Annotated in this window: 24 protein-coding genes; 11 read left to right on the top strand and 13 right to left on the bottom strand. The window is 62.3% G+C overall.

The genetic code is table 11. The features are described from left to right. Positions 1 to 11: 11 nt before the first annotated feature. The 3 genes from B0E55_RS03365 to B0E55_RS03355 are packed head-to-tail and all read right to left on the bottom strand — an operon-like array spanning position 12 to position 2,774. Positions 12 to 884: an ABC transporter permease gene (locus B0E55_RS03365; protein ID WP_019744953.1), complete on the bottom strand. Its 873-nt coding sequence runs from the start codon at positions 882 to 884 to the stop codon at positions 12 to 14. Continuing rightward, positions 877 to 1,698 (bottom strand): ABC transporter ATP-binding protein, encoded by an 822-nt coding sequence (locus B0E55_RS03360; RefSeq protein WP_019744954.1) that lies wholly within the window; start codon positions 1,696 to 1,698, stop codon positions 877 to 879. The genes B0E55_RS03365 and B0E55_RS03360 overlap by 8 nt, the downstream gene beginning before the upstream one ends. Next, complete coding sequence (locus B0E55_RS03355; protein ID WP_080909100.1) at positions 1,695 to 2,774, bottom strand: ABC transporter substrate-binding protein; 1,080 nt, start codon at positions 2,772 to 2,774, stop codon at positions 1,695 to 1,697. The genes B0E55_RS03360 and B0E55_RS03355 overlap by 4 nt, the downstream gene beginning before the upstream one ends. A 277-nt stretch (positions 2,775 to 3,051) precedes the next feature. Here B0E55_RS03355 and B0E55_RS03350 point away from each other — a divergent pair, with 277 nt between their 5' ends. After that, a complete protein-coding gene (locus B0E55_RS03350) occupies positions 3,052 to 4,014 on the top strand; it encodes a sigma-70 family RNA polymerase sigma factor (RefSeq protein WP_080909099.1) in 963 nt (320 codons plus the stop codon). Here B0E55_RS03350 and B0E55_RS03345 read toward each other — a convergent pair. Continuing rightward, positions 3,990 to 5,711: an FUSC family protein gene (locus B0E55_RS03345; RefSeq protein ID WP_080909254.1), complete on the bottom strand. Its 1,722-nt coding sequence runs from the start codon at positions 5,709 to 5,711 to the stop codon at positions 3,990 to 3,992. The two genes, B0E55_RS03350 and B0E55_RS03345, sit on opposite strands and share 25 nt — an antisense overlap. A gap of 187 nt (positions 5,712 to 5,898) precedes the next feature. On the opposite strand from B0E55_RS03345, the gene B0E55_RS03340 reads away from it, so the two are divergent. Then, on the top strand, positions 5,899 to 7,077 hold the full coding sequence (locus B0E55_RS03340; RefSeq protein ID WP_080909253.1) for an acyl-CoA dehydrogenase family protein: 1,179 nt from the start codon (positions 5,899 to 5,901) through the stop codon (positions 7,075 to 7,077). Between the two features lie 4 nt (positions 7,078 to 7,081). Here B0E55_RS03340 and B0E55_RS03335 read toward each other — a convergent pair whose 3' ends face one another. After that, the gene (locus tag B0E55_RS03335; protein WP_020970505.1) at positions 7,082 to 7,708 is read right to left on the bottom strand and encodes a TetR/AcrR family transcriptional regulator; all 627 of its coding nucleotides are present in this window, start codon (positions 7,706 to 7,708) and stop codon (positions 7,082 to 7,084) included. After that, positions 7,705 to 8,361, bottom strand: coding sequence for a TetR/AcrR family transcriptional regulator (locus tag B0E55_RS03330; RefSeq protein WP_020908817.1), 657 nt, complete (start codon positions 8,359 to 8,361; stop codon positions 7,705 to 7,707). Before B0E55_RS03330 ends, B0E55_RS03335 begins: the two co-directional genes overlap by 4 nt. 183 nt (positions 8,362 to 8,544) lie before the next feature. Between B0E55_RS03330 and B0E55_RS03325 the strand changes: the two genes are divergently transcribed. The 7 genes from B0E55_RS03325 to fadD11 are packed head-to-tail and all read left to right on the top strand — an operon-like array spanning position 8,545 to position 16,814. Then, entirely contained in the window at positions 8,545 to 10,101 is a 1,557-nt protein-coding gene (locus B0E55_RS03325) for a flavin-containing monooxygenase (RefSeq protein WP_080909098.1), read from the top strand. Beyond that, positions 10,101 to 11,033 carry a metal-dependent hydrolase gene (locus B0E55_RS03320; protein ID WP_080909097.1) on the top strand — a complete coding sequence of 311 codons (933 nt, stop codon included), beginning with the start codon at positions 10,101 to 10,103 and terminating at the stop codon, positions 11,031 to 11,033. The genes B0E55_RS03325 and B0E55_RS03320 overlap by 1 nt, the downstream gene beginning before the upstream one ends. Then, positions 11,030 to 12,121 (top strand): PDR/VanB family oxidoreductase, encoded by a 1,092-nt coding sequence (locus tag B0E55_RS03315; RefSeq protein ID WP_080909096.1) that lies wholly within the window; start codon positions 11,030 to 11,032, stop codon positions 12,119 to 12,121. Before B0E55_RS03320 ends, B0E55_RS03315 begins: the two co-directional genes overlap by 4 nt. Further along, positions 12,118 to 12,618 (top strand): SRPBCC family protein, encoded by a 501-nt coding sequence (locus B0E55_RS03310; protein ID WP_080909095.1) that lies wholly within the window; start codon positions 12,118 to 12,120, stop codon positions 12,616 to 12,618. The genes B0E55_RS03315 and B0E55_RS03310 overlap by 4 nt, the downstream gene beginning before the upstream one ends. Further along, positions 12,615 to 14,048: an aldehyde dehydrogenase family protein gene (locus B0E55_RS03305; protein WP_080909094.1), complete on the top strand. Its 1,434-nt coding sequence runs from the start codon at positions 12,615 to 12,617 to the stop codon at positions 14,046 to 14,048. Before B0E55_RS03310 ends, B0E55_RS03305 begins: the two co-directional genes overlap by 4 nt. A 4-nt stretch (positions 14,049 to 14,052) precedes the next feature. Further along, positions 14,053 to 15,015, top strand: a complete 963-nt coding sequence (locus B0E55_RS03300) for an SDR family oxidoreductase (RefSeq protein WP_046379079.1) — start codon at positions 14,053 to 14,055, stop codon at positions 15,013 to 15,015. Then, a complete protein-coding gene (fadD11, locus tag B0E55_RS03295) occupies positions 15,012 to 16,814 on the top strand; it encodes a fatty acid--CoA ligase FadD11 (RefSeq protein WP_080909093.1) in 1,803 nt (600 codons plus the stop codon). The genes B0E55_RS03300 and fadD11 overlap by 4 nt, the downstream gene beginning before the upstream one ends. Here the strand turns inward: fadD11 and B0E55_RS03290 are convergent. The 5 genes from B0E55_RS03290 to B0E55_RS03270 form a co-directional block, all read right to left on the bottom strand. Beyond that, positions 16,790 to 17,875: a sulfate/molybdate ABC transporter ATP-binding protein gene (locus B0E55_RS03290; protein ID WP_070385589.1), complete on the bottom strand. Its 1,086-nt coding sequence runs from the start codon at positions 17,873 to 17,875 to the stop codon at positions 16,790 to 16,792. The genes fadD11 and B0E55_RS03290 overlap by 25 nt on opposite strands. Continuing rightward, the gene (locus tag B0E55_RS03285; RefSeq protein WP_020970514.1) at positions 17,872 to 18,681 is read right to left on the bottom strand and encodes an ABC transporter permease; all 810 of its coding nucleotides are present in this window, start codon (positions 18,679 to 18,681) and stop codon (positions 17,872 to 17,874) included. Before B0E55_RS03285 ends, B0E55_RS03290 begins: the two co-directional genes overlap by 4 nt. Continuing rightward, positions 18,678 to 19,487, bottom strand: a complete 810-nt coding sequence (gene modA / locus B0E55_RS03280) for a molybdate ABC transporter substrate-binding protein (protein ID WP_058037805.1) — start codon at positions 19,485 to 19,487, stop codon at positions 18,678 to 18,680. The genes B0E55_RS03285 and modA overlap by 4 nt, the downstream gene beginning before the upstream one ends. A 24-nt stretch (positions 19,488 to 19,511) precedes the next feature. Next, on the bottom strand, positions 19,512 to 19,907 hold the full coding sequence (locus B0E55_RS03275; protein ID WP_003940157.1) for a TOBE domain-containing protein: 396 nt from the start codon (positions 19,905 to 19,907) through the stop codon (positions 19,512 to 19,514). A gap of 125 nt (positions 19,908 to 20,032) precedes the next feature. Further along, the gene (locus B0E55_RS03270; protein WP_020908828.1) at positions 20,033 to 20,611 is read right to left on the bottom strand and encodes a carboxymuconolactone decarboxylase family protein; all 579 of its coding nucleotides are present in this window, start codon (positions 20,609 to 20,611) and stop codon (positions 20,033 to 20,035) included. A 135-nt stretch (positions 20,612 to 20,746) separates the two neighbouring features. On the opposite strand from B0E55_RS03270, the gene B0E55_RS03265 reads away from it, so the two are divergent. Both B0E55_RS03265 and B0E55_RS03260 read left to right on the top strand, forming a co-directional pair. Beyond that, positions 20,747 to 21,937: a pyridoxal phosphate-dependent aminotransferase gene (locus tag B0E55_RS03265; protein WP_080909092.1), complete on the top strand. Its 1,191-nt coding sequence runs from the start codon at positions 20,747 to 20,749 to the stop codon at positions 21,935 to 21,937. Continuing rightward, a complete protein-coding gene (locus B0E55_RS03260) occupies positions 21,934 to 22,944 on the top strand; it encodes an AraC family transcriptional regulator (protein WP_019744973.1) in 1,011 nt (336 codons plus the stop codon). Before B0E55_RS03265 ends, B0E55_RS03260 begins: the two co-directional genes overlap by 4 nt. Here the strand turns inward: B0E55_RS03260 and B0E55_RS03255 are convergent. Together B0E55_RS03255 and B0E55_RS03250 are read right to left on the bottom strand one after the other, a co-directional pair. Then, on the bottom strand, positions 22,941 to 23,366 hold the full coding sequence (locus B0E55_RS03255) for a VOC family protein (protein WP_003940409.1): 426 nt from the start codon (positions 23,364 to 23,366) through the stop codon (positions 22,941 to 22,943). The two genes, B0E55_RS03260 and B0E55_RS03255, sit on opposite strands and share 4 nt — an antisense overlap. A 57-nt stretch (positions 23,367 to 23,423) precedes the next feature. After that, complete coding sequence (locus tag B0E55_RS03250) at positions 23,424 to 23,864, bottom strand: Lrp/AsnC family transcriptional regulator (RefSeq protein ID WP_020970517.1); 441 nt, start codon at positions 23,862 to 23,864, stop codon at positions 23,424 to 23,426. Positions 23,865 to 23,880: the final 16 nt, after the last annotated feature.

The raw sequence follows: 23,880 nt of genomic DNA, 5'->3' as shown, positions 1-23,880 counted from the left end.
TGAAAGTGTGGTCAGGTGGTGACGCGCCAGCGCGAGAGCCGACGTTCGATCAGGACCAGAATCGCGTTGATTGTCAGACCCAACAACGAGATCGCGACGATGCCCGCATACATGTTCGGGATCTGGAAGTTGAGTTGGGAAGCGGTGATCAGATACCCGAGACCGGCTTTGGCCCCGACCATTTCGGCGGCGATCAGCACGAGAATCGACGACGCGGCGGCCATGCGGATACCCGTGAAGATCGTGGGAACTGCGGCGGGCAGAACCACCTTCTGGAACAGCCGAATCGAGGAGAACCCCAGCGAGGCAGCGGACTTGATCAGCAGGGGGTCCACTGTTCGCACACCGGAGATCGTGTTGAGCAGAATCGGGAAGGTGCAGGCGTAGATCACCAGGGCGATCTTCGATTCCTCACCGATTCCGAGAATCAGCACGAAGACGGGAAGCAGAGCCAAGGCTGCTGTGTTGCGGAACAATTCGAGAATCGGGTTGAGGAAGTCGGAGACCGGGCGGTACCAGGCGATCGCGATTCCCAACGGAATCGCGATCGCAATGGCCACGAAGAATCCGGTCAGGGCACGCGTCAGACTGGCCGAAACATGCTCTTGCAATTGTCCGTTCTCGGCGAGAGTGAAGAATGCGGACACAACTTCGGTGAAAGGCGGGAGGAAGACCTTGTCCACCAGCCCGAGCCGAGGTGCCGCTTCCCAGATCCCGAGGAAGATCGCGATCGCAATCGACGGCTTGGCAATCCGCCAGGCGGTGGAACCAATGTAGCGCGCCGCCTTGCCGCCGGCCTGGCTCCGCTGCGCAATGTCAGGTGTTTTGTCGGGCAACGGTTTCGGGGTGGCGACCACCTCCGGCGTCGCCAATGCGCTAGACATGTGCAACCTCCTTGGCAGGATCGAGTTCGCCGGCCCGAGCGCGCTCGACTTCACCGTGCAGCAGCGTCCAGATCCGGTGCCGGAACACACGGAACTCCTCACCTGATCGCACGTCGTCGCCGGACCGGTCGATGTTGATGTCGACGATCGTCTTGACGCGCCCCGGCCTCGAAGTCAGTACTGCAACACGTTGCCCGAGGTAGATGGCCTCGTCGATTCCGTGGGTGATGAACAGGATGGTCTTGCCGGTGGCCTTCCAGATGCGCAGAAGCTCGTCCTGCAGCGACTCTCGCGTCTGTGCGTCCAGCGCTGCAAATGGTTCGTCCATCAGCAACACTTCGGGATCGAATGCCAAGCTGCGGGCGATCGCGACTCGCTGCTTCATTCCACCGGACAACTCGTGCGGATAGCGATCCGCGAAACCTTGCAGACCGACCAGTTCGAGGTAATGCTCGGCGAGCTCGCGCCGCTCGCTCTTCTTCACGCCCTTCGCTTCGAGTCCGAACTCGATATTGTGACGTGCAGTTCGCCATGGAAGTAGCGCGTATTGCTGGAAGACGATTCCCCGATCCAAGCCTGGGCCCGTGATCTGCTTGCCGTCCAGAAGGATTCGACCAGAAGTGGGCGAACTGAGTCCTCCGAGGAGGTCCAGCAGAGTCGACTTGCCGCAACCACTCGGCCCGACGAGGACCAGGAACTCCCCCGGCGCCACGTCGATGTTGATGTCCTCGACCGCGGTGAAAACTTCGTCGGTCCCACGAATGTCGAACTGTTTGGTGACGTGCTCGAGCCGTAGTTTCGGTTCTGTGCTCATTTTGCTGCCTCCCGTGCCTGTCCGTCAGCGCCGCTGTCGGGTGAATACGTTCCGTTGGCGTACGGGTTGAATTCGTTGGTGTAGATGTCCGACGGCTTCAACTTTCCTTCTTCGAGTTCACCGTTACGGGTGAGCCAGTCGATCCACGTGCTGATCTCGGTATCGGTGATCGTTCCGCCGGGACCGGCGACTCCTGGGCTCTTCCAGTAGCTGATGAGCTTGGTGTCCTCGTTGCGTCCGCGGCTGTTGATGATCGACGTCAGCTTCGCGATCACTTCTTCTCGTGGGTGCGTCTGGGTCCAGCGAATGGCCCGTGCTGTTCCCTGTACGAAATCGGCGACCGCCTCCTTGTTCTGCGCGATGTAGTCGTCACGGAACACCAACGTGCCGTATGTGAACGAGCCGAACAGCGATTCGTCGGTGAACAGCTCGCGAAGACCACCGCGTTCGAGCGCTGAGTCACGGAAGACCGAGCCGAGGGTGGCGACATCGATCTGTCCCTGCCGCAGCGCCTGTTCCGTGTTGACCGGCGGAACGACGATCAATTCAACCTGCTTGATCTCGTCAGGCGTAAGTCCCTGCCGCGCAAGCCATTCACGGACGACGAACTCGTGGTGCGCACCGAGGGTGTTCATCCCGACCTTCTTGCCGATCAAGTCCTTCGCCGACTTGATCGGACTGTCGTCGAGTACGTAGTACCCGTTGAAGCTCTCCTTGTCGGAGCCGTAGTACCCGATGACCGAGGTGATCGGTGAACCGGCGGAAGCCAACTTCACCACCGCACCGTTGAACGCTCCACCGAACTCGGTTTGACCGGTCGCTGCGTTCTGAATGCTCTGAGGGCCGCTGGTCGTATCGCCGATCCAGTTGAGCTCCACGTCGTTGAAGTAGCCGAGGTCAGCGGCCAGTTCGGGGTAGATGACCTGTCCGGTGCTGCCCTCGTACCGCAGGACGGTCTTGCCGTCGGCGGTCTTGACGACTTCGTCGGAGGAGCCCGAGCAGGCAACGGCAAGGCTGGACAGAGTGACAAAGGCGACGGCCGCGGCTACCGAGCGCGCGAAACGAGGGCGAATCATGAAGTTGCTTCCTGTAGAAGATGATTGGTTCAGTTCTCGGCTACACCTGTCCGGAGCGCCGTGTGCGGCGCTCGGCACAGGCAGGTGTGGGGAATGTCAGTTCAACGACAACAGTTGAGCGACATGAGCGGGAAAGACCGAAACACGTGAGACTCCAATGAATGTGAAGACAGAATCGAGCCGTTAGTAGTGCCGAAACCATACGTCGGCACCCACTACCTGGGTCAACGGTTACATTCATGCCGGATTTAATGTGTGAGGTCCGTATCATGAGGGCATGCTTTCGCCGACGACTGCGCAGGACTTCGAGCAACACCGTGGCCACCTGACGTCGGTGGCCTACCGTCTCACCGGAAGTTTCAGCGACGCTCAGGATGCGGTGCAGGAGGCATGGATACGCTTGCAAGTCGCACAATCGAGACAAGGAAGCGACCTCGAGATCCGGGAGCTGCGCGGATGGCTCACCACTGTTGTCGGTCGGATCTGCCTCGATCATCTCAAATCGGCCGCAGTCAGAAGAGAAAGCTATGTCGGACAGTGGCTTCCGGAGCCGATCGTCACGCCCGTCGACGCCACCGCGGGCACACCCTCAGCGACACCCGATCCGCTGGAGTACGTCGTGACGCAGGAACAGAATCGTTTTGCAGCCCTCGTCGTCCTGGACACCCTTACTCCCGCTCAGCGCGTTGCCTTCGTCCTGCATGACGGCTTCGACGTGCCCTTCGCCGAGGTTGCGCGCATCCTCGACATCGAAGTAGCCACTGCCCGTCAGTTGGCCTCGCGGGCCCGTAAAGCCGCAGCGTCGGCGTCGGTCCCGGTCAGTAGCGAGGAGCATGCTGCCGCCGTCGAGCGATTGGTGACGGCTATCGCGAGTGGAGATCTGAACGCCGTGATCGATGCACTCGATCCCGATGCCGTCCTGATCGGTGACGCAGGCGGAACGACCCGCACGGCTGTCAACATTGTGCGCGGCAGCGATCGTGTGGCGCGGTTCTACCTGGGATTGGCCCGCAAGTACGGACCGGCAGCGGTGTTCTCGATGTCACCGGTTCTCGTCAACGGACGGCTCGGCGGTGTATTCGCCGGCTCACCAGGGGATGACCAGTACCCGCAGTTCGCCGCTCGCGTCGCCGGCTTCACTGTCCGCGACGGAGTTGTGTGCGCAGCCTACGATATTGCGAATCCAGCCAAGTTCAGCGCTGTGCCGATGCTCGATCACACCGAACCCGAACGCAAGTAACGAGACTCCCATTCCTCGAGGTGTGATCTGGACACCTGCGTTCCGAACCACAGTCGGTGCAGTACATCCGATCCCAGATGATGCAATTCGGTGTGCGTCCTCCACTGCTGCGACGCCCACTCTGGTTCGTTGTGGGCGGCGTCGATCCCGGCCATCGCGCTACCTCGCAGTTCGAAGTCCAGGTCCCGTCGAAGCTCCGAAAGCTCCGACCAATTCGCCTGTGGTGCATAGTGCCTCGCGCGAATTTCGGTCAGCAGCTTGAACAGGACGCTACTCGCCCGTTCGTCGACCCAGATCAGAGTGCGTCGATGCGCACCGCGCCCCACCGTCCACAGGACCACCAACGCCACGAGGACGCCGATTGCAGTCTCGAGCATGCGGCTGAGGATCAGATGTTGGACGGTCCCGTGCGCACCACCGGCCGCGCCGAGGAGAATCGCGAGGGCGGTGATGAAGATGACGGCTATCCCGTAATTCCGCACCAGGAACAGCTCGATCCCGGCCATCAGGACTGCAAGTACCGCCACCAACCACAGACCGGTCGGACTCCAGGCATAGATGGCACCCAACAGAATCAACCCGAGGACGGTTCCGCCGATGCGGTGAATTCCGCGATAGGTGCCCAGTATTCGATCCGGTCCTTGATGAAGGACCATCGCCGCGGCGATCACCGCCCAGTCCGGGCGATCGATGCCGAGCAGGACGGTGAGGGTTCCCGCGGCCATGCAGGCAATGGACAGCCGAAGTGCCGTGACCGACGCTCGGCTGGACGGATTGCAGGCGCGGAGGAACCGATATCGGATCGTCGGATCGGGCAGAGGCGGGTGAGCCCCGACCTCGTCGACGTCGAACGCGGGGTCCGCCATGAGCTCCGGATCGTGGTCGTCGGAGATCGCTCTGGCCATCGAGATCTGCGCTCGTTCGAGTTCACGGGTCAACGGGTGGTCTTTCCCGACGATTGCGCCGCGGTAAAGGCACTGCCACGCGTCGTGCAGCCGAAGTGCTGCAGCGTGGCGTTTGTCTCGCGTGAGTTCGGGTGGGGCGTACGCCGCCTGAGCGTCCGTGTACTCCGCAACGGCCGATACGGCTGCCTGTACAGCGCTGCGTTCGACAGCTCTCGGTGCCCACAGGATTCCCGTCATCGAGACGACCACCGCGCTGATCCCACCGATTGCCGTCCACATCGCAACCTCGACCGGCGGCTGGCCGGGAGTGGCGATCACGGAGCTGATCTCGGTGGTGAGCAACAGAAAGAACGCGCCCGGTGGACCCAATCGAAGCGCGTCGACGGTGAAGGCGCAGGTCGACACCACGACGGCCATGATCAGCACGACAAAGACGAGCAGCACCGTCGGCGCTCCCTCGGCGATGGCTCGGTGGACGGGCTCACCCACTGATGCCCCGATGAAGGACAGGATCGTCAGCGACGTCGCGGCGATACCGACTGCCTTCCACCTGCTCCGGTACGGACGACCCTCACCGTAGATCGATGCAAATGCGCCGAGGCCGACCAGGAGCGAAGCAGACCCGAATCCGAGCAGTGTGGCGATGGCCGCCGGAATCGCCAGGGCGAGGGCGACGCGAACCGCTCCGGGGTACCTGTTTCCCACCGGCGGCAATCCGAACAGGACGCTGCGCGCCGGCCGCGGAGCCGGGAGGTTGGACTCGTGACCCGCTGATGTTTCTTCGGGGTCCACTGCCCATCCTTCGCGCCGGCCTGTTCGTGTCTGTGTCCTCCCATTCTTGCGGGCGGCCGACGCGGAATTCGAGGCGGGTCCGGAGGTCGATTCGACCACCCCGTTATTGACACTCTGTCAACAGTGTGGATGATAGGTGGAGTCGGATCCGCTCGCGGGTCGCACTTCATCGATCGGGAGAATCACGATGACGCAAGGATCTACCGCAACCCGAACCACCGAACGCCGGTCCCCGTGGATGGACGACGAATTGGAGGCCGTGGCCGACCTGGCAAGGAACTTCTTCGCCAAACACGTCACACCGCATCAGAAACGCTTCGCGTCCCAGGGTTTTCCCGACAAATCCGCATATCGGGAACTCGGGACGCTCGGGCTCGCCGGCATGTCGATCCCCACCGAGTACGGCGGCGGAGGAGGAACGTTTGCGCACGACGCCGTGCTGTTCCACGAGCAGGTCATGGCGGGTGATCATTCACTCCAACTCGGCGTGCACTCGGGAATCGTGCCGCACTACCTCAATGCCTACGCCGATCACGAGCACAAACTGCGCTGGCTACCGAAGCTGGTGAGTGGCGAGTGGGTGGGCGCAATCGCCATGACCGAGCCCGGCACCGGATCCGACTTGCAGAACATCACCACCCGCGCCGTCCGCGACGGTGACGACTATCTGATCAGCGGCGCAAAGACATTCATCTCGAACGGTCGCAATTGTGATCTGGTGATCATTGCCGCCAAGACCGATCCCAGCCTCGGAGCGCGTGGAGTGTCGCTCATCGTGGCCGAGGTCGATGACAACACACCGGGTTTCGAGCGCGGGCGAATACTCGAGAAGGTCGGACAGAAGGGCCAGGACACCACCGAGCTGTTCTCCGACCGTTTGCGGGTGCCTGCAACAAACCTGCTCGGGGACCGCGAAGGCACGGGGTTTGCCCAGCTGATGCAGCAGCTACTGCCCGAACGATTGATCTGTGGGGTTGCAGCCACTGCGGCAATGGAGCGTGCCGTCGCCCTCACCGTCGAGTACACCAAATCCCGAAACATGTTCGGGCAAACGCTCTTCGATCTGCAGAACACCCGCTTCGAACTTGCCGAGTGTGCGTCCATCGCTCGTATCTCACGAACGTTCATTGACGACTGCATCGTCAAATACCTTGCCGGGCAGCTCGATGCGACTACCGCCGCGATGGCCAAGTACTGGCTCACCGACCAGCAGTGCGCCGTGATCGACCGCTGCGTGCAACTACACGGCGGGTACGGCTACATACTCGAATATCCCATCGCTCAGATGTACGCCGACGCTCGTATTCAGCGAATCTACGCCGGATCGAACGAAGTCATGAAGGACCTCGTGGCGAGATCACTCTGAGCAATCAGGAATCCGCCTCGCACGCCGGCAGAACGTCACGCACGATGGCGAGCAAACTGCGTACCAACAGAAGGTGCACCTGTTCGCGGTCGAGCGCTCCCGTCACCAACCACTGCTTACTGGCGGCCTTCGCCAATCCTCCGTACGCCACGATCATCGAATGAACAGCAGCCTCGCTGCCTTCACTCGGTCGAATCTCGAGCGCATCCATCATCCGTCGCGCAGCAACGTCGTCAGCGTCCTGCAGGATCCGGTCCATCTCGGGGTCACGGCGGAGGTCGTCGGACATGACAGTCGAGATCCACATGTCGCGATGACGCCAGGCGACGTCGAGCCACCGATCGATCACGGCGCCGATCCGCTTCTCCTGGCTCGCCGATCGCGGAATGCGGTCCACCGCCACTTCGGGAATGAAGACGAATCGCCGCACGACGTCGAGGTACAACTCCCGCTTGGAGCCGAAGTAATGATTGAGCAGCGGACGACCGACCCCGGCCGCCTTGGCCAACTCGGTCATCGAGACGTCGGCAAAAGACTTCTCCTCGAAAACCTTTGCCGCGCTGACAATGATCTGCTCACGCCGGTCTTCAGGACCGAGACGCTTTCCGCCTGTGGCCGACGCGGACGTCATTCTTTTCTCGCGGGCGTGCTGTTGACCGTCGCCTGCGCTTCGACCATGAGCGAAATGTGTTCCACCAAACGCTTTCGAGAGATCTTGGAGGACGGGGTGTGCGCCTGATAGATGAACGCGAGGGCACCGAACAGCCCCACCGAATTGAGTTCGGAGTTCGCGGAGTCGGTTGCCTCGCCGCCGTACATCAGCTCGAGCGACGCGGAGATCGGATTGGTGAACTCCGCCATCAATTCTCGCCCTCGATCCCACAGCGCAGGTTCCGCCTGGGATTCGACGAACATGATGCGTCCACGGCGCGGATCCTTGAATACGTAGGTGGTGAAGGCCTTCACCACGTGACGGATCAGGGCCGACGGTTCGGAAGGCGCCGCCTCGAGAGCGTCCAGAATAGTGTCGCGTGCCCCGAGAACGACCTCGTCGAGCACGGCGACCAGCAGTTCGTCACGATTGGCGAAGCTCTCGTAGAAGTACCGTTCGGTCAGCGCAGCCTCGCGGCAGGTCGCACGCATGGTCGCGGCGGCCGCACCCTCGGTGCCCATGATCTGCAGCCCGGCTTCGATCAGCTGTGCCCGGCGCGCGGCGCGGCGATCTTCTGGTTCCTGCCCACGCCACCTGCGCGGGCCGGTGCGCCGAGCCTCGGTATCCGTCATGTCCCCATGTTCTCACTGACCGGCAGTGCTCTCGACCTCAGGTTATCGCGGCGACCTCGGCAAGCGAACTGACATCGCACGATGTCAATCAATTCAATTCTGACATCAATCGCTGTTGACATCACTTGATGTCAGACTTACTCTTCGTTCAGTTGTTCACGCACCAATCAGGAGGCGTCACACATGGTCGACATCGACCCAACCTCGGGGCCATCGGCCGGTGACGAGGAAACTCGAACTCGCCGAACACGAGTCGTCGTCATCGGAGCCGGTTTCGGCGGCATCGGAACGGCTGTCCGCTTGAAGCAGTCCGGGATCGACGACTTCGTCGTTCTGGAACGTGCCGCGGAGCCCGGGGGGACCTGGCAGGTCAATACCTACCCCGGTGCACAGTGCGACATCCCGTCGATTCTGTACTCGTTCTCGTTTGCGCCCAATCCGAACTGGACGCGGCTGTATCCGCTACAGCCCGAGATCTACGACTATCTCCGGGATTGCGTCCGTCGCTTCGGACTGGCCGGTCATTTCCACTGCAACCAGGACGTGACAGAAGCTTCGTGGGACGAGCAAGCCCAGATCTGGCGGGTACACACTGCGGAAACCGTCTGGGAGGCACAGTTCCTGGTCGCGGCCACCGGCCCGTTCAGTGCCCCCGCCACACCCGACCTTCCCGGGCTCGAATCGTTTCGTGGTCAGATGTTCCACACCGCGGACTGGAACCACGACCACGACCTTCGCGGTGAGCGGATAGCCGTGGTCGGCACCGGCGCCTCTGCGGTGCAGATCATCCCCAGACTGCAACCGCTCGCGGACACGTTGACCGTGTTCCAGCGGACACCGACGTGGATCCTGCCGCATCCGGATCAGCCGATGACCGGCTGGCCAAGCGCTCTCTTCGAGCGGGTGCCGCTCACCCAACGACTGGCACGCAAGGGACTCGACCTGCTTCAAGAAGCCCTGGTACCCGGATTCGTGTACAAGCCGTCACTTCTCAAAGGGCTGGCCGCACTCGGCCGAGCACACCTTCGCCGGCAGGTGCGGGACCCGGAGCTTCGCGCAAAGCTGCTCCCCCACTACGCATTCGGATGCAAGCGTCCGACGTTCTCGAACACCTACTATCCCGCGCTGGCGTCACCCAATGTGGAGGTGGTGACGGACGGAATCGTCGAGGTGCAGGAGCACGGAGTTCTCACCGCGGACGGAACCTTCCGGGAAGTCGACTCCATAGTCATGGGAACCGGCTTTCGGATGGGAGACAACCCGTCTTTCGACATCATCCGAGGCCAGGACGGCCGCAGCCTCGCGCAGACGTGGAACGGCAGTGCCGAGGCCTTCCTCGGCACCACTATCAGCGGTTTTCCGAACTTCTTCATGATCCTCGGACCCAATTCCGTGGTCTACACCTCGCAAGTCGTCACGATCGAAGCCCAGGTCGAGTACATCGTGAGCTGCATTCTTCAAATGGACGAGCGCGGCATCGGCAGCATCGACGTCCGCGCAGACGTGCAACGCGAGTTCGTACGCGCGACAGACCGCCGACTCGCCACCAGCGTGTGGAACGCCGGCGGGTGCAGTAGTTACTACCTCGTCGACGGCGGTCGCAACTACACCTTCTATCCCGGATTCAACCGATCATTCCGGGCCAGGACCAAACGAGCCGACCTCGCTCACTACGCGCAGGTACAACCCGTCTCGTCCGCAGCACTCACCACTGCTCGAGAAAACGTGAGGAGCCGATAATGCTCGGCATCAACGCCTTCCGAGGCACACCCGTCGTCGCACCGTCCGGCGCTCGCCGCTACACCGACGAAGCACATGCGATCGCCGCCCGTGACGTCGAATTCGACTGGGACGGCGTACCACTGCATTACGTGCCGAACGAACCGATGGTCACCCACGTCATCAACTTCATGCATCTCGTGTTACCCGAAGGAGAGCGGGCCATGTCCGCAACGCTCGCCGAAGCACTCCCGCTCATCGAAGACACTCGCCTGCACGAAGAGGTGGTGGGATTCGTCGGCCAGGAAGCAACACACGCGTCGTCGCACAAAGGTGCACGCGAGCATCTTGCGGACCTCGGCATGGACATGAAACCGATGTCACGTCGGATGGACTGGCTCGTGGAGAAGATATTGGGCGACAAAGGATTGACCGGAAAAGCCAAGCACGCCTGGCTCTGTGAACGTCTCGGCTTGTTTGCCGCCATGGAGCACTACACGGCAGTGGTCGGGGAATGGCTGCTCACCGATCCCGCCCTCGAAGATGCCGGCATGCACCCGATGATGCTCGACATGGTGAAGTGGCACGGCGCCGAGGAAGTCGAACACCGCAACGTAGCCTTCGACGCCTACATGTACGTGGACGGCAGCTACGCCAGACGCGTTCGCACGGCGCTGCTGGCCAGCTTCACGTTGTTCGTGCTGTTCATCGCCTCGATGAACTACCTGTTCCGACAGGACCCGTCCACGACGAAGGGCCGACTGTGGCCTCTCCAACTGATAAGCGCCACCCGTCGTGGCCTGGTACCCAACATGAAATTCCTGATCACCGAGATTCCTCCGTATCTGCGGCCGAGCTTCCATCCTTCCCAGATCGGGGACATGGACGTCGCCATGCGTTACCTCGCTCGCTCGCCTGCTGCCAATCGTTCTTCCGAAGCGAGCGCAGGATGAACAAGACGACTGCCGACAGTTCCCACGACGCACCCGACTTCACACCGACCCGGTCGTTGAGGTTTGCCGCGCAAGCCACCGGCGCATACCGCCGAATCTTTGCAGCAAGTCCAGCAGCGCAAATACTTTCGCGCCCCAGCCCGGTCCGCTACAGCGGGCTCGACATGACTCTGGACGTGAAGTCCGTCCGGTCAGAGTGCGACGAAGTCCTGAGTGTCACCTTGACCCCGAGGGAAGGAATCACCCTTCCGTCGTGGATTCCCGGCGCCCACCTCGACATCTTTCTCCCCTCGGGAAGGCAACGACAGTATTCGCTGTGCGGCGACCCCGACGACTTGTCCTCGTATCGGATCGCCGTCCGGAGGATCGACGAGGGTGGGGGCGGCTCGCGCGAGATACACGAGTCGCTGAAACCCGGCATGGTTGTGGACGTCCGAGGGCCACGCAATGCATTTCCGTTTGTCGCGGCTCCGTCGTACCTCTTCGTTGCGGGCGGAATCGGGATCACTCCGCTCCTTCCCATGGTGCAACGTTGTCACCGCCGCGGAATCCCGTGGCGTTTGGATTATCTCGGACGATCTCGGACGGCCATGCCATTTCTCGACGAGATCGAGGAATACTCCAGCGGCCGGGTAACCATCCGACCGGACGACGAGTTGGGCCCGACGGATATCGAAACACTGGTCACTGCTGCGGATCCCGGTGCCGCGGTGTACACGTGCGGACCGGCGCCGCTGATGAACATGGTGCGCGCGGCGACCTTCGCCGGCAATCCGACCGGATCGGTGCACAGCGAGAGGTTCTCCCCACTCCCGGTAGTCGACGGCAAGGAGTTCACGGTGCATCTGGCGCGCACCGGTCTCACCGTCGATGTGGGCGAGTCCGAAAGTGCTTTGGCTGCGATACGACGTGCACTTCCCGGAGTCGCTTATTCCTGCCAACAGGGCTTCTGCGGTACGTGCAAGGTTCGGGTGCTCTCAGGGAGCGTCGATCATCGAGACACCTTGCTCACCGAATCCGAACGTACAGATTCGATGTTGACCTGTCGATCACGTTCCACCGGTGCATCTTTGGTGGTGGACCTGTGAGGGGAGAATTCTCTCTTGCGGCCGCCGACGCAGACTTCGTTCGATCCGCGCCGCTGGTGATCACTCACCGGATCGAATCCGAAGCGACGTGCGAAAGCTTGTGGCAGACGTTGACCTCGGACGGAGCGCTCACGTCGTGGGCGCGCGGGATCACCGGCGCCGACTGGACCTCGGCCAGACCATTCGGCATCGGGACTACGCGAACCGTGCGCGCCGGCGCTTTTGCTGCACTGAACGAGAGATTCTTCCTCTGGGACGAGGGGCACCGAATGACGTTCTACGTGGAGTCAGCGTCACTGCCGGGGTTCAAACGCTTCGCCGAAGATCTGGTGCTGGAACCGACTTCGACAGGCAGCCGCCTCACCTGGACATTCGCCGTACAAGCGCAGTTGTGGTTCGCCCCGATTCTGGCTCTGTCCCGACCGATCCTCGAACGCGTCACTCGCAGCTGGGCCGACGGCGCCGTCCACCACACACTTCAAGGAACTCCACAATGACGGCGACCGAGATCGACACGACCACACAGGCGTCCGACGACACGGTGACACAGGCAGTGCGCGACGCCCGAACTGCTTCCGAGTGGTGGGCAGAACTGACATTCGAGCAACGCGCTCGTCGACTGGATCGGTGGCGTGGAATCATCGCTCGTCGAGCATCCGAACTCGCCGACGTCGTGCACCGGGACATGGGCAAGCCGCACCCTGACGCGATGCTCGAAATCGCCATGGCACTCGAACATCTCGCGTGGGCGTCGAAGAATGCCCGAAAGGTATTGGGCAGGCGCAGCGTCCGCTCCAGTTTGTTGACGGTCAATCAGGCCGCCTCGGTGGAGTATCGACCTCTCGGGGTGATCGGTGTGATCGGTCCGTGGAACTATCCGGTCTTCACCCCACTCGGTTCGCTCTCGTTCTCGCTGGCTGCAGGCAACGCCGTGGTCTACAAGCCGAGTGAGTTCGCGCCGGCAGTCGGGCAATGGTTGGTCCGAGCGTTTGCCGAGGTCGTCCCTGAACATCCTGTGCTGCAAGTTGTCACAGGCGACGGTTCGGTCGGCGCGGCACTGTGCCTGGCCGGTGTCGACAAGATCGGGTTCACCGGATCGACCGCGACGGGCAAGAAAGTCATGGCAGCGTGCGCCGGGACCCTCACACCGGTGTTGATGGAATGTGGCGGTAAGGACGCGCTCATCCTTGATGCCGACGGAAATGTTGGTGCCGCCGCGGATGCTGCGGTGTGGGGCGCATTGTCCAACTCCGGTCAAACCTGTCTGGGCGTCGAGCGTGTATACGTGCACGAACAGGTATACGACGAGTTTATCGACAAGACAATCACTTTGGCTGCCCGAGTTCGTGCGGGCCCGGGGGCCGAAGACAAGATCGGTCCGATCACCATGCCCTCGCAAGTGGCTGTAATCCGGCGCCACATCGTCGACGCGGTGTCTCGAGGTGGACGTGTCGTTCTCGGAGGGCTCGGCTCGATCTCCGGCCAGTATGTGCAACCGACCATCATGGTCGACGTCCCCGAAGACAGCCTCGCCGTCACGGAGGAAACTTTCGGCCCGACGATGACGATCACCAAGGTCGCCTCGATGGACGAGGCGGTGGAGTTGGTCAATGCGTCGCCATATGCATTGGGAGCAAGCGTGTTCGGCAAGGATGGAGTGGCTGTTGCCGATCGGCTCCGATCCGGAGGAGCGTCGGTGAACTCTTACGTGATGTATGCCGCGGTTCCCAACCTGCCACTGGGTGGGGTCGGAGCATCTGGTTTCGGACGCGTTCACGGCCCAGATGGTCTGAAGGAGTTCACCTATGCCCGGTCGATGACCAGGCAACGATTCCGTTCGCCCCTACCACTGACGACGTTTCGACGGACCGCCCGAATCGACTGGCTGGTCAAGGTTCTCATCCGCGCGCTACACGGAAGGCACTGAAGAAATGACGGGACGCATGTCCGCAATTGCGGGAACAGTCCGCGATCTGGGCATTCCACTGCCCGGACGCCGAATCGACTACGACGTTGCCGGAAAGGTCGTGCTGATCACCGGCGGAGGCGACGGTATCGGTTCCGCGCTGGCGCGCACTCTCCACCGGCGTGGGGCCACCGTGGCGCTGGTCGACGTCAACGAAAGTTCATTGGCAACGGCCGAGCGCTCATTCGAGTCACAGCGAGTCGTGACGGTGACGGCCGATGTCCGAGATCGGGACGGCATGACCGCAGCCGTGCAAACGATCATCGAGCAGCTGGGCAGAATCGACGTCGTGGTGGCCAACGCCGGAATCACCCCTCCCCCGGCAACATTGCGCCAGATCGATCCCGACGCATTCGATCGCGTGCTCGACGTCAATCTCACCGGCGTCTTCAACACAGTGCATCCGACCATCGACGAGGTGATCCGCAACAGTGGGCACATCGTCGTCGTGTCATCGGCGGCGTCGTTCGCCCCCGGTTTGGGCGGCGCTTCGTACATGATCAGCAAGGCTGGGGTCGAAGCGCTCGGCCGGGCGCTGCGTCTCGAGGTTGCCGGTTACGGCGCCACTGCCGGCATCGCGTACTTCGGGATGGTGGATACACAACTTGCACGCGCCACACTCGACGACGACGAGATCGGGCGCAAACTCGACGCTCGACTACCCGGTCCCCTCCGTCATCGAATCTCCCCAGACCGTGCCGCCACGGTGATCGCAGACGCGATCGCGCGCCGCGCCGCGCGGACCCTTGCCCCCGCTGCCTGGGAACCCTGGGCGTGGGGACGCGGATTCATCAATGTCCTGGCCGACGGCTATCTGGCCAGGGACAAACAGGCACACGACCTGATCCGCGAACTCGAAGACAGAACCACCGCTGCGGCCCCGACGAATGCATCAGCCCTGACAAAGGCATCCAGGAGAACATCATGACCACGTTGTGTGCAGCCTTCCAGCGAGTGTCGGCGGTAGCGCCCGACGCGGTGGCCCTGCGAGACATCGGCGATGCGCGAACACTGACGTGGCGCGAGTACGCCGAACAGGTCCGCGAGGTTGCCGCGGGATTGGCCGGAATCGGCGTGGGACACGGCGATACGGTTGCCCTGATGATGAGTAACCGCATCGAGTTCTATCCGATCGACGTCGGTGCCCAACATCTCGGCGCGACGTCCTTCTCCATCTACAACACGTCGGCACCCGAAGCCATCCGTTACATCCTCGCCAATTCCGGTGCACGGGTTCTCGTCTGCGAAGACCGGTACGTGGATACGGTCCGCCGCTCGGGCGCCACACTCGAGACGATCGTCGTCGTCGACGCGCAATCGCATGTCCACCAGCCCGGCACCGTGACCCTGGAGCAGATGAAGAATTCTGCCGCATCGGATTTCGATTTCGAGGGCACCTGGCGTGCGGTGAAACCGAACGACGTCGCCACGTTGATCTACACCTCCGGCACGACCGGCAACCCCAAGGGCGTCGAGACGACTCATGCATGCCTGTTGTTCGAAACCAACGCCGTAAGCGCTGTACTCCCCGTCGAATTCGGCGACCGCATCACCTCGTACATGCCGTCGGCGCACATCGCCGATCGGCTCACCTGCCTGTACATGCAAATGGTGTTCGGCACCCAGATCACTGTCGTACCGGATCCGAGCCAGGTAGCGGCCGCGCTTCCGGACTGTCGCCCCACGATCTGGGGCAGCGTCCCCCGTGTGTGGGAAAAGCTGAAGGTTGCAGTCGAATCGGCTGTCGCCAACGAACCGGACGACGCGCGGCGAGCGGCGTTGCAGTGGGCACTCGACGTCGGTCGCACTCGTCTCGCACACTTACGAGCCGGTGAAACAGTCCCCGCCGAACTGGAAGCGGACTACGCCCGAGCCGATACGATGGTTCTGTCCGCTCTGCGTGCGAAACTCGGTTTTGCCGAACTGAAGTGGGCCATCTCTGGCGCCGCACCGATTCCGCCGGACACGTTGGCATTCTTTGCGGCCCTGGGAGTTCCGATCTCGGAGATCTGGGGAATGTCCGAGCTGACATGCATCGCGAGCACCGCGCCGGCCGAGCCGACCAAGCTCGGAACGGTCGGAAAGTTGCTCCCAGGCATGGAAATGCGCATCGAGGCGGACGGCGAGCTACTGGTTCGAGGCCCGTTGGTCATGAAGGGGTACCGCGGCGAACCGGCAAAAACGGCCGAAGCGATCAGTGCAGACGGGTGGCTCTCGACCGGAGATGTCGTCACCGCCGACGCGGACGGCTACCTCACGGTGATCGATCGTAAGAAGGAGTTGATCATCAACGCGTCGGGAAAGAACATGTCACCGGCCGCCATCGAGACGGCAGTGAAGACGTCGTCGTCGTTGATCGGTGAGGTCGTGACGATCGGAGACGGCCGAAAGTTCAACACAGCGTTGATCACACTCAGCGCCGACGCCGCGGTCGGAGCGGCACGCTCACTGGGACTTGCGGCCGAGGCCGCGGTACTCGCCAAGGACGCTCGGATCGTCGACGTCGTTGCAACTGCTGTCTCCGAGGGAAACTCGCGTCTGTCGAGGGCCGAGCAGATCAAGCGGTTTCACGTACTCACCACGTTCTGGGAGCCAGGCGGCGACGAGCTGACACCGACGATGAAGCTCAGGCGCAAGCCGATAGCCGAGAAGTACGCATCCGAAATTGCAGCCCTCTATGCGGATTCGGTCGTAGAGGACGTCTACGAGCCTGCGCCCTGCGCATAGATCAGCGTCTCGGTGGCCTTGACCACAAACGTAGCGGCCGATCCCGGAACCAGATCGAGTTCGGCCGCTGCGCTCGCCGTGATGTCGGCAGACAAGCCCGGCTGGCCGGCTTCGTCCTCCGCTCGCACTCGGACGACATCGCCTCGGTTTTCGATCTCCGCGATCGTGACCGCAAACGCATTTCGTGGGCTGCCGTGCGGCGGATCCAGGAAGACCGACACTGCTCGCGGCTCGAAGACCGCCACGGCGGCGCTGCCGGCCGGTAGGTCGGTCTCCGTCTGGCCCGCGATATCCACCCCGACCGGACTTCTGAGCACTCCGTCTCCGGCCATCGTGCCGCTGCGCAAGTTGATTCCGGCGATGCGTGCTGCGAATGCACTACGCGGGCGGGTCAGAACTGTTCGTACGTCACCACGTTCGACGACCCGGCCACCGTCCATGACGACAACCGTGTCGGCCAGCGCCAGTGCGTCCAGAGCGTCGTGCGTGACGAGTACGGCAGTGCGATCGCCGGTCCTGAGCACTCGGCGCAGTAACGACCGCAGCGCGGGGGCGGAGGCGACATCGAGCGCGGACATCGGTTCGTCGAGTAGAAGCAGTTCGGGTTCAGCAGCCAATGCCCTCGCCACTGCAACCCGTTGCGCTTGGCCACCGGAGAGTTGTGAAGGTTTGCGGTCAGCCAAATCGCCGGCGTCGACTGCGTCCAGCCAATGGCGCGCGGACTCGGCGGAATCGCGACGCGACCGCCCTGCACTGCGCGGCGCGAACGCCACGTTCGCAGCCGCACTGAGATGGGGAAAGAGAAGTGCCTCTTGCGCGAGTAGGGCAGTGCCGCGCCGATGGGGTGCCAACGCGACTCCCCTAAGAGTATCGGTGAGAACGCGGGAATTGAGTTCGATCAATCCGCGCCGCGGATGATGCAGTCCGGCTACCGCCGCCAGTACCGTCGACTTGCCGGCGCCGTTCGGCCCGAGGATGGCGGTCACCTCGCCCGCCGCGACGTCGAACGTCGCAACGACGTCGCGCTCCGGAATCTCGATGTCGACGTGGAGGCCACTCACAACGAACCCGCCGATCCGCGTCCACGCACCGCAACCACGATGACCACCGCGACTACGACCAACACCAGCGAAAGCGCTACCGCTGCATCCGGATCGGTCTCGCGCTGGAGATAGATTTCCAGCGGCAGGGTACGCGTCACCCCTTGCAGACTCCCCGCGAAGGTCAGCGTCGCACCGAATTCCCCCAGTGCGCGAGCGAAAGCCAGAACTGCCCCTGACACCAGACCGGGAAGCACCAGCGGCAGAGTCACCCGGCGAAGCACGGTGGTCGGGCGGGCTCCGAGCGTCGAGGCAACGGCCTCGTATCTTGTACCCGCAGTGCGTAGTGCACCTTCGAGGCTGACGACGAGGAACGGTAGCGCAACAAACGTCTGCGCCAGGACCACCGCAGTTGTCGAGAATGCTATCTGGATGCCGAGCACTTCCAACTGCTCACCGATCAACCCTTTGCGCCCGAACGTGTACAGCAACGCGATACCGCCCACCACGGGCGGCAGAACCAGCGGGAGCAGAATCAACGATCGAAGAACGGACAGTCCCCGAAAATGACTGCGCGCCAATACCGCGGCCATCGGTACCCCGAACAGGATGCACAGCAGCGTGCTCATTGCCGCTGTCTTCAAACTCAGTTTCAACGCGGCAACCGACGATTCGGAAGTCACGAGTTCCCAGAACTGCGACCACTGCACGGTGGCCAGCATCGCCGCCAAGGGCGCGATGACAAACGCTCCGCCGATCAGCGCCGGAAGGTAAATCCATACCGGCAACCCGAGCGGAGCCCGGACTGCCGGTCTTAGGTGTGTCACGGGGCAGCGAATCCCGCGTCACTCAGAACTGCCAGGCCCTTGGGCCCCTTCACGAGATCGACGAATTTGGTTGCCGTTCCCGAATTCTTCGAATCCTTCAGCACCGCAATCTGGTACAGGTTGACCACCGTGGTGGCTTCCGGGAACGCGACCGTCTGCACCTTGTCACCCGCGGACTTCGCGTCGGTGACGTAAACGATGCCGGCATCGGCCTGCCCGGACGTCACCTTGTTGAGAACGTCCGTCACCGACGATTCCTCACTGACGGGCGAGAGGGTCTCACCTGTGGCCGTCTCGACCTTCTTCGTAGCCGCGCCGCACGGGACCTGCGGAGCGCAGATCACCAGTTGTGTCCCCTCCTTTGCCAGATCTGCGAAGGACGCGATGCCCTTCGGATTGCCAGGCGGTACAACGATCGTCAAGGTATTGCTCGCGAAATCCGAGGGCGACCCCGCGACGACACCGGCATCGGTGGCCTTGGTCATGTTGGCGGCGTCAGCCGAGGCGAACACGTCAGCCGGTGCGCCCTGGGTGATCTGGGCGACGAGATCCGAGGACCCGGCAAAGCTGAATGTGACCGATGAACCGGGGTTCTCGGACTCGAACTCCTTGCCGAGTTCGGTGAAGCTGTTCTTGAGTGACGCCGCCGCGAAGACGGTGATGCTTCCCGTGGCACTGTCACTGGAAGTGGTCGTGGTCGGAGCGGCCGACGACGTCTCCGACGACGAATTGTCGGAGGAACTACAACCTGTCACCAGGGCAAGCGAAAAGGCACCTGCTGCAACAAGTCCGACTACACGCTTCACGAATTTCCTCCAGTATGTTCAGAACTACGGCGTTTCCACGATGACCGTGGTGGCCTTCACGATTGCGACTCCGATACTCCCGACCTCGAGTCCGAGCTCCCGAACCGCGTCGGTACTCATCAACGAGACGACAGTGAAGGGCCCACACTGCATTTCGACCTGGGCCATCACCTTGTCGGTGACGACCTTGGTGACGAGGCCGGCGAACCGGTTGCGGGCCGAACTCGCACCCGTGAGCGGATCGGCCGGTGCGGGTCCGGCGTTGGACCGGGCGAAGCCCGCCAACTCGGCACCGTCGATGACCTTGCGGCCGGAGTCGTCCGTCGTCGCGGTGAGAAGCCCACCGTCGACCCACCGTCGAACGGTGTCGTCACTGACACCGAGCAGACCGGCAGCTTCGCGGATTCGAATGTTGGGCACCAGGTGATCGTAGGTCGCAAGTGCGGACCTAACAAGCCGAAATACTCCGCAGATGCGTGAACTAGTCAATCATGATCACGTATCTGCGGAGCATTGTCGATAGTTGCCGTAGACGAGTCAGCGCATCATTCTTCGGCCCAGGGCACGCGGCAGGAGTCGGTGCTGAACCCTTGCTCGGTGATCCCCAACGCCGAATACATCCGGGCGCGCATGTTTTCGAGCCCGATCTGATACGTCAGTTCCACGACGCCCGCTCGCCCGAACCTGCGCTCGAGATCCGCGACCTGCTCGTCCGTCACCCCGTTCTCCCCGTGCGGGTCACCGGTCATGGCATCGGCGTAGGCGATCGCGGCCCGCTCGTCCTCGCTGTACTTCGGTGAATCCCGGTAATTCGCGATCCCTTTCAGCTTGTCGATGTCCAAACCGTCCAGGCGCGAGAGCATCGTCCCGAAGTCGACACACCACGAGCAGCCGACAGTCCAGGCGACGCGATAGACGGCCAGTTCACGAATGTTCGACGGCAGCACCTTCGACGCCTTCTGCACGGCCATCTCGTGACGGGCAGCCGCGACGAACAATTTCCGATGGTTGGCCAGGACGGCAAAGGGCTCGGGGACTTCGTCGTACTGCCTGGCGGCGAATTTGTATGCCACTTTGATCAACGGACTGGCTTCTGACGGTGTCACTGCGGGAATGCGAGTCATGGCAAGCCTCCGTATGTTCTGGGGCACCGGATTCGATGCTCTCTACAGAGTTGGACGATGGCGGCGATTCAAACGTGACAAGCACCGCGTTCGAGCGGATGTGAGGATGCGGTGTCAGCCGACTAAGCTGCAAAGATGCCTTCGACGCCCCGCAACCGCACCGTCTCGCGTCTGCAGCCGTTCGCATCCACGATCTTCGCCGAGATGACAGCGTTGGCCACACTTCACGACGCGGTCAACCTCGGTCAGGGCTTTCCGGATACCGACGGTCCTGCGGCCATGCTCGAAGTAGCGCGTCGAGCCATCGCCGAAGGCGTCAATCAATACCCGCCCGGTCCGGGCATGCCCGTCTTGCGCCAAGCCATCGCGGAGGATCGGCGCATCCGCTACGGACTCGACAGTGATCCCGACTCCGAAGTTCTGGTCACCGTCGGCGCCACCGAGGCGATCAGTGCTGCAATTCTCGGACTGGTCGAACCCGGCGAAGAAGTAGTGCTGATCGAGCCGTACTACGACTCCTACGCTGCATCCGTCGCATTGGCAGGCGCTGTGCGTCGGACTGTTCCGCTGGTCGCCGCGGGAGACGGATTCGCGGTCGATCTCGATGCATTGCGCGGCGCGATCACCGCCAAGACGAAGATGCTGATCGTCAACAGTCCTCACAACCCCACCGGCACCGTATTCACTGACCACGAACTTCGAGCGATCGCCGAACTCGCGTGCGAACGCGACCTGATCGTGTTGAGTGACGAGGTCTACGAGCACTTGGTCTTCGACGGCCTCACCCACACACCGATGGCGTCGCTCCCGGGCATGCGTGAGCGCACCGTCACTGTGTCCAGTGCCGCAAAGACTTTCAATGTCACCGGCTGGAAGACCGGCTGGGCGATCGGCCCCCGAGAACTCATCGACGGAGTCCGTGCCGCCAAGCAGTTCATGTCATTTGTTGCCGGTGCACCATTCCAACCGGCCGTTGCCTACGCGCTGACCAACGAACAGCCGTGGGTCGTCGAACTTCGACAGAGCTTGCAGGGCAAACGGGACGTACTCGGAAAAGCTCTGACCGAGGCCGGTCTCACGGTGCATTCCGGCGGCGGCACGTACTTCCTCCTTGCCGACATCAGACCGTTGGGTGAAACCGACGCGGGAGATTTCTGTCGCGCCCTACCCGAGCGTATCGGCGTCGCGGCCGTACCTGTCGACGTGTTCGCGGACAACCGCGACGATTGGAAGCACCTGGTGCGCTTCGCCTTCTGCAAGCAGGACCACATTCTTTCCGAAGCTGCACGCCGTCTCCACCTGCTCCAAGGAGCAGCGCACCCATGACAGCGCGGACCATCCCGACCGCATTCGTCCACCGCTACCTCGCGTTCTCGCCGGACAACGACGTCGATTTGTCTGGTGCACTGCGAGCTGCTGGGATCGACCTGGAGACATTGTCGGACGCTCGCGCACGGCTGACCCCAACTCAGGTCACCACCTTCATCCAAACCACGTGGCAGATCACCGACGACGAATTGTTCGGCCTCGGATCCGCCCCGGTCCCCCGTGGCACTTTCCGATTGATCTGCCTGACGTTGATCCATTGCCCTGACCTCGGATCAGCGTTCGCTCGAATGTCCGACGTGATCCGTGCGCTACCGGCTCTGGCCCCACTGGCGATCGAAAAGGGCGAGGAAAGCACGCGGGTGAGCTTCGCAGTCCGAGCTCGCGAAGGCGTCGCCGAACCTGATGTCGCAGAACGTGTCACAACCGATTTTGTCCTGATCTTGCTGCACCGATTTTCCGCGTGGTTGATCGGAAAGCGCGTCCGACTTCGGGCAGTCGAATTTCCGTACTCGGCACCGGATGCGCGGTTGGCGCAGGACTACGACTACATCTTCGGAGCGCCGGTCACCTTCGGCGCGCAGCGAGCGGCACTGGAGTTCGACAACTCGGCCATGCGCGCACCGATCATCCAAACCGAGGAGACGTTGGAGGAGTACCTCCGAGAATCTCCGATTCAGCTCATGTCCGAACGCGACTACGACAGCACTGCGTCGGCGCAGGTGCGACGGGTCCTGGAACTCGGGGTGAAGGGGCGAACCTCCACGGCCGAGGAGATCGCCGAGATGCTCTCGATCAGCGTTCCCCATCTGCGTCGACTGCTGCGGCGTGACGGAACATCACTGAATCAACTACGCGAGGAAGTGCTCCGCGACGTAGCCATCGCTGGTTTGCGGCGCGGAGAATCCGTCGAAGTACTCTCGGCGCGATTGGGGTTCTCCGAGCCCAGCGCGTTCCGTCGGGCCTTCAAACGATGGACCGGCGACACTCCGAGTTCGTACCGCTAGCTGACGCAGAACTCGTTTCCTTCGGGATCGGTCATCGTGATCCACACGCTCGGCCCCTGCGCTCCCCGGTGCAGGATCGTCGCCCCCACCGTCTCGAGGTGCGCTGCGACATCCTCGCGCTTGTCGCCCACTCGTATGTCGAAATGGAGCCGGTTCTTCACCGTCTTCGATTCCGGAACCAGTTGGAACAGAACGCGGGGACGTTCGGGATGCTCCGGATCGCTGATGGCTGCACCTTCGCGCCAGACGAGAACGCCCTCGAAGGTCGTGGTGTCAGATTCCTTGGCGTGACCAGCAGCGACGAGGCCCCTGATGAAGTCTTCGTCGCTGGGCTCCGCTGCCCACCCGAGTGCTGCGGCCCACCACTTCGCCTGTTCGTGCGGATGTGCCGAATCTACTGTGACTTGAAATTCGTATCCCATGTTCCGACGTTAACGCCGACCACCGACACCTAGTGAAGGTTCAGCCGAGCCCGGGCATCAGTCGACACTCTTGATGGTCTTCATGGTGATCAGCGATGTCACCCGCGAGACAGCCGGAAGCCCGCTGAGCTTGGTGACCATGAAGTTCTCGTACGTCGCGAGATCTTTCACCGCGACCCGAATGAAGTAGTCGGGAATTCCGAACAACCGCCGACATTCGATCACTTCGTCGAAGGCGGCGACCTGGGATTCGAAGTCCTCGATGGTCGCCTGGTCGTTGACTCCGATCTCGGCGGTGACGATCACTTGAAATCCTCGGCCAAGCGCTTCCTGACTGACGATCGCGCGGTACCCGGTGATGATTCCGTCGGCTTCGAGCTTTTTCACGCGGCGCAGGCAAGGGGACGGTGTCAGACCCACCAGATCCGCCAATTCCGTGTTCGTCAGACTCGAGTCCTGACGGAGGTGAAACAAAATTGCGTCATCCATGGCATCCATCGCACTATTATTGCGC

It is taken from the genome of Rhodococcus sp. 66b (genome assembly GCF_002076325.1).
GTDB lineage: Bacteria > Actinomycetota > Actinomycetes > Mycobacteriales > Mycobacteriaceae > Rhodococcus_F > Rhodococcus_F erythropolis.
This window is presented reverse-complemented; position numbering and strand designations above follow the sequence as displayed.

Bases quoted from the DNA above. Each gene is read 5' to 3' on its own strand.
- B0E55_RS03300 (WP_046379079.1), top strand. From the start codon at position 14,053: ATGACGGGACGCATGTCCGCAATTGCGGGAACAGTCCGCGATCTGGGC.
- B0E55_RS03265 (WP_080909092.1), top strand. From the start codon at position 20,747: ATGCCTTCGACGCCCCGCAACCGCACCGTCTCGCGTCTGCAGCCGTTC.
- B0E55_RS03355 (WP_080909100.1), bottom strand. From the start codon at position 2,774: ATGATTCGCCCTCGTTTCGCGCGCTCGGTAGCCGCGGCCGTCGCCTTT.
- fadD11 (WP_080909093.1), top strand. From the start codon at position 15,012: ATGACCACGTTGTGTGCAGCCTTCCAGCGAGTGTCGGCGGTAGCGCCC.
- B0E55_RS03335 (WP_020970505.1), bottom strand. From the start codon at position 7,708: ATGACGTCCGCGTCGGCCACAGGCGGAAAGCGTCTCGGTCCTGAAGAC.
- B0E55_RS03315 (WP_080909096.1), top strand. From the start codon at position 11,030: ATGAACAAGACGACTGCCGACAGTTCCCACGACGCACCCGACTTCACA.
- B0E55_RS03360 (WP_019744954.1), bottom strand. From the start codon at position 1,698: ATGAGCACAGAACCGAAACTACGGCTCGAGCACGTCACCAAACAGTTC.
- B0E55_RS03320 (WP_080909097.1), top strand. From the start codon at position 10,101: ATGCTCGGCATCAACGCCTTCCGAGGCACACCCGTCGTCGCACCGTCC.
- B0E55_RS03260 (WP_019744973.1), top strand. From the start codon at position 21,934: ATGACAGCGCGGACCATCCCGACCGCATTCGTCCACCGCTACCTCGCG.
- B0E55_RS03330 (WP_020908817.1), bottom strand. From the start codon at position 8,361: ATGACGGATACCGAGGCTCGGCGCACCGGCCCGCGCAGGTGGCGTGGG.
- B0E55_RS03305 (WP_080909094.1), top strand. From the start codon at position 12,615: ATGACGGCGACCGAGATCGACACGACCACACAGGCGTCCGACGACACG.
- B0E55_RS03270 (WP_020908828.1), bottom strand. From the start codon at position 20,611: ATGACTCGCATTCCCGCAGTGACACCGTCAGAAGCCAGTCCGTTGATC.
- B0E55_RS03365 (WP_019744953.1), bottom strand. From the start codon at position 884: ATGTCTAGCGCATTGGCGACGCCGGAGGTGGTCGCCACCCCGAAACCG.
- B0E55_RS03255 (WP_003940409.1), bottom strand. From the start codon at position 23,366: ATGGGATACGAATTTCAAGTCACAGTAGATTCGGCACATCCGCACGAA.
- B0E55_RS03340 (WP_080909253.1), top strand. From the start codon at position 5,899: ATGACGCAAGGATCTACCGCAACCCGAACCACCGAACGCCGGTCCCCG.
- B0E55_RS03250 (WP_020970517.1), bottom strand. From the start codon at position 23,864: ATGGATGCCATGGATGACGCAATTTTGTTTCACCTCCGTCAGGACTCG.
- B0E55_RS03325 (WP_080909098.1), top strand. From the start codon at position 8,545: ATGGTCGACATCGACCCAACCTCGGGGCCATCGGCCGGTGACGAGGAA.
- B0E55_RS03350 (WP_080909099.1), top strand. From the start codon at position 3,052: ATGCTTTCGCCGACGACTGCGCAGGACTTCGAGCAACACCGTGGCCAC.